The organism is Pseudomonas sp. 05N434 (genome assembly GCF_056396965.1).
In genome coordinates, this window is record NZ_JBFTMK010000570.1 from 1 (window position 1) to 3229 (window position 3229).

Here is a 3229-nt window from a genome sequence, read left to right on the forward strand (position 1 = left end):
GACCTGCACCCGCTCGTTGTAACGCAGCAGGTGACCTGCACCCGCTCGTTGTAACGCAGCAGGTGCGGAGAATTGTAGACACCCACGTTCAGGCCCTGCGACCGCAGCAATGAAGCCACGAATGCGCAGGTAGACCCTTTGCCGTTGGTGCCGGTGACCGTGATCACCCGAGGCGCCGGCTTGCCCAGCCCCATGCGGGACGCTACCTGCTGCGAACGCTCCAACCCCATGTCGATGGCCGAAGGATGCAACTGTTCAAGGTAGGCGAGCCACTCGCCAAGGGTGCGCTCGATCATAGGTTCGCAGGTACCGGTGGGACCACGATCGGCTCGACTGGCGCAGCGACGAATTTAGGCGTCGGCTTGCCGGTCAGTTGCGCCAACAGGTTGCCCAGACGCGGACGCAGCTCCTGACGAGGGATGATCATGTCGATCGCGCCGTGCTCCAGCAGGAACTCGCTGCGCTGGAAGCCTTCCGGCAGTTTTTCGCGAACGGTTTGTTCGATCACGCGCGGACCGGCGAAACCGATCAGGGCTTTCGGCTCACCGACGATCACGTCGCCGAGCATCGCCAGACTGGCGGAAACACCGCCGTAGACCGGGTCGGTCAGCACCGAGATGAACGGAATGCCTTCTTCGCGCAGACGTGCCAGCACCGCGGAGGTCTTGGCCATTTGCATCAGGGAGATCAGCGCTTCCTGCATCCGCGCACCGCCGGAAGCGGAGAAGCAGATCATCGGGCAACGGTTTTCCAGGGCATAGTTGGCGGCGCGCACAAAGCGCTCACCGACGATGGCACCCATCGAGCCACCCATGAAGGAGAATTCGAAAGCCGACACCACGACCGGCATGCCCAGCAAGGTGCCGCTCATGGAGATCAGTGCGTCTTTTTCGCCGGTCTGCTTTTGTGCAGCGGTCAGGCGATCCTTGTACTTCTTGCCGTCACGGAATTTCAGACGGTCAACTGGCTCCAGGTCCGCGCCCAGTTCGGCACGACCTTCAGCGTCGAGGAAGATGTCGATGCGCGCGCGTGCGCCGATACGCATGTGGTGGTTGCACTTGGGGCAAACGTCCAGGGTCTTTTCCAGCTCCGGACGATACAGCACCGCCTCGCAAGACGGGCATTTGTGCCACAGACCTTCAGGCACCGAGCTCTTCTTGACCTCGGAACGCATGATCGAAGGGATCAGTTTGTCTACTAACCAGTTGCTCATGCTTTCTTTCTCCAGTACCGGCGGCCCGAACGCTCTGGTTCGCAGCCCCGCGTATGCCCTTGAGCTAAATTCATATGTGTAGCGATGATCGATGGATTGCCGGGTCAGCGAGACGCTGACCTGCGTACGACCCAAAAATTCTCAGCCATGCCTGCTTTGTGCAGGTGCACCTCTTTTGTACAGAGCAGTGGACGGCGGCAGTCTGCCAGCCGTCACATCAACGACGTGCTACCGCGTACCGCTTTGATGAATGCCTGAATCTTTGCGTGATCCTTGATGCCCTTGCTCGCCTCTACCCCTCCGCTGACGTCCACCGCGTAAGGCCGAACCCGGGCAATCGCCTCGGCGACGTTATCTGGCGTCAAGCCACCCGCCAGGATGATCGGCTTGCTCAAGCCTTGCGGTATCAGTGACCAGTCGAAGGCTTCACCGGTTCCACCAGGAACACCTTCGACATAGGCGTCGAGCAAAATACCGCTGGCACTTGGGTATGCGTCACAAGCTGCCGCGATGTCATCACCGGCCTTGACCCGCAATGCCTTGATGTACGGTCGGTGCCAGCCTTCGCAATCAGCGGCGGTTTCGTCGCCATGGAACTGCAACAGGTCCAGTGGCACGGCGTCGAGGATTTCCCCCAACTCGCAACGGCTGGCGTTGACGAACAAACCCACGGTGGTCACGAACGGCGGCAAGGCCTTGATGATCGCCCTCGCCTGCTGGAACGTCACCGCCCGCGGGCTTTTGGCGTAGAACACAAATCCGATGGCATCGGCCCYGGCCTCAACCGCCGCCAACGCATCCTCTATGCGGGTAATCCCACAAATTTTGCTGCGAACGGCCGACATGTCGATAGAACCTCAGGGCAACTGCGGGAAAGTCCCGGATGGTATCAAAAGCGTTCGAAGGCGTCAGCCGTCAAGTTCCGAGAAGCCGGTGAGGAAGTGTGGGCCGATGTAACGCTCGGGCAATTCGAACTCGTCGCGATACTCGACTTGCACCAGATACAGGCCAAACGGATGAGCCGTCACCCCACCGGAACGGCGAATGCGACTCTCCAGCACCTCTTTCATCCACTCCACGGGACGCTCGCCAGCACCGATAGTCATCAAAACGCCTGCGATGTTGCGCACCATGTGGTGCAGGAACGCACTGGCACGGATATCCAGCACGATCATTTTGCCATGGCGGGTAACGCGCAGGTGATGCAGCTCCTTGATCGGCGACTTGGCCTGGCACTGGCCGGCGCGGAAAGCACTGAAGTCGTGGGTGCCGACCAGATACTGGGCGGCCTCGGACATGCGCTCAACGTCCAGCGGGCGGTGGTTCCAGGTGATTTCTTCGTTCAGGTGCGCCGGGCGGATCTGATCGTTGTAGATCACGTAGCGATAGCGCCGGGCGATGGCTTTGAACCGCGCATGGAAATGCGCCGGCATGACCTTGGCCCAGCTGACGCTGATGTCGTGCGGCAAGTTGATGTTGGCACCCATGACCCAGGCCTTCATCGAGCGCTCAACCTGGGTGTCGAAATGCACCACTTGGCCGCAAGCATGCACACCGGCGTCGGTGCGCCCGGCGCAATGCAGCGACACGGGTGAGTCGGCGACTTTGGACAAGGCCTTTTCAAGAAGCTCCTGCACCGTGTCCACACCGGAGGCCTGACGTTGCCAGCCGCGATAACGCGAACCTTTGTATTCAACGCCCAACGCGATCCGGAAAAAGCCGTCGGCCGCCATTTCGGCGGCCGGATTATCTATATTTGCCAAGGGGTGACAGCCTGCTGATCTACGCAAAGGCAGGCATTATAAGGCCGCCGGACCGGGATGCCAGTGTAACTGTGACACGGCGTTGAATGTACCAACCCCATCGCACCCCCCAAACAAAAACGGCAGCCTGGATGGGCTGCCGTTTTGTTTAAGCCTTACCGACGATTCACGCCAGACGCGAGAGCATTTCCTTGGCTTCGCTCTTCTGCCCCGCATCGCCCTCGGTCACCACCTCATTGAGGATGTCCCGAGC

The 3229-nt window shown here is 60.3% G+C and carries 4 protein-coding genes and 1 pseudogene; all 5 read right to left on the reverse strand.

All coding sequences use genetic code 11. From position 1 onward, the window contains the following. Positions 1 to 296: pseudogene (locus AC1DLB_RS25980) on the reverse strand (hypothetical protein); the annotation flags it as partial. Beyond that, positions 293 to 1213, reverse strand: coding sequence for an acetyl-CoA carboxylase, carboxyltransferase subunit beta (accD, locus tag AC1DLB_RS25985; protein WP_007935172.1), 921 nt, complete (start codon positions 1211 to 1213; stop codon positions 293 to 295). The pseudogene AC1DLB_RS25980 and the gene accD, both read right to left, overlap by 4 nt. A gap of 212 nt (positions 1214 to 1425) precedes the next feature. Continuing rightward, positions 1426 to 2058: a phosphoribosylanthranilate isomerase gene (locus AC1DLB_RS25990; protein WP_477785910.1), complete on the reverse strand. Its 633-nt coding sequence runs from the start codon at positions 2056 to 2058 to the stop codon at positions 1426 to 1428. A 63-nt stretch (positions 2059 to 2121) separates the two neighbouring features. Continuing rightward, positions 2122 to 2946 carry a tRNA pseudouridine(38-40) synthase TruA gene (gene truA / locus AC1DLB_RS25995; protein ID WP_018928093.1) on the reverse strand — a complete coding sequence of 275 codons (825 nt, stop codon included), beginning with the start codon at positions 2944 to 2946 and terminating at the stop codon, positions 2122 to 2124. Between the two features lie 196 nt (positions 2947 to 3142). Next, the coding region (locus AC1DLB_RS26000; protein WP_477785911.1) for a FimV/HubP family polar landmark protein at positions 3143 to 3229 on the reverse strand (87 nt) is incomplete at its 5' end.

Bases quoted from the DNA above. Each gene is read 5' to 3' on its own strand.
- accD (WP_007935172.1), bottom strand. From the start codon at position 1,213: ATGAGCAACTGGTTAGTAGACAAACTGATCCCTTCGATCATGCGTTCC.
- truA (WP_018928093.1), bottom strand. From the start codon at position 2,946: ATGGCGGCCGACGGCTTTTTCCGGATCGCGTTGGGCGTTGAATACAAA.